Source organism: Devosia chinhatensis, from assembly GCF_000969445.1.
In the GTDB taxonomy this organism is placed as follows: Bacteria; Pseudomonadota; Alphaproteobacteria; order Rhizobiales; family Devosiaceae; genus Devosia; species Devosia chinhatensis.
The window spans coordinates 1-588 of record NZ_JZEY01000051.1; the positions used below are offsets into that span (position 1 = coordinate 1).

General features: G+C 69.9%; 1 protein-coding gene. It reads left to right on the plus strand.

The features are described from left to right. Positions 1 to 445: 445 nt before the first annotated feature. Positions 446 to 571: a hypothetical protein gene (locus tag VE26_RS18665; RefSeq protein WP_280136856.1), complete on the plus strand. Its 126-nt coding sequence runs from the start codon at positions 446 to 448 to the stop codon at positions 569 to 571. Positions 572 to 588: the final 17 nt, after the last annotated feature.

Below are 588 nucleotides of genomic sequence, written 5' to 3' on the forward strand. Positions count from 1 at the left end.
GGCCGGCACGAGGCGACGGTCTTGGGCCTGCGGAGGCGGCAGGTGGACCACAGGCGTCGGTGGGGCGAGGGGTACGAGGAGGAGTGGGAGCAGATGGGGAAGATGGTGCGATCCATGGGCATGGAGCGGCTGTGAACGGGAAAAGGCCGTAGGAAGGCGGACAGGACCGAATGGCTCGGGGGGAGGGTGGGGGGCGGGTGTAGTGCGTGCGGGGCGGGGGCTGCTGGGGGGGAGGCCGGGGCGGTAGAGGAAGAGCTGCGCGGTGGGAGGTTGGGGTGGAGGGGGAAAGGGGAGCAAGGGCGGTGGCAGGGCGCCGTGCTGCGGCGGCGCGGGCGGGGCGGGGCGGAGAGGCCGGCAGCGAGGCCTTGCGGGGCGAGTTGACCGCCGGGACGTAATAGCCTTAATTAGCGCGCCGACCATGCCGGCCCGGAAGGAGAGAAGCGTCATGTCCCCAACCAGCCTGAGCTTTGGAGCCAGCGGCCTGCGCGGTCTTGGCCGTGATCTCGAGGGGCAGGCGGCGAGTCGCTATACGCGTGCCTTTATCCGGCATCTGCGTGAAGATGCCGGATAAAGGCACGCGTATAGCGA

What these genes read in the sequence shown, in the direction of transcription:
- VE26_RS18665 (WP_280136856.1), top strand. Translation starts at nt 446, where the DNA reads ATGTCCCCAACCAGCCTGAGCTTTGGAGCCAGCGGCCTGCGCGGTCTT.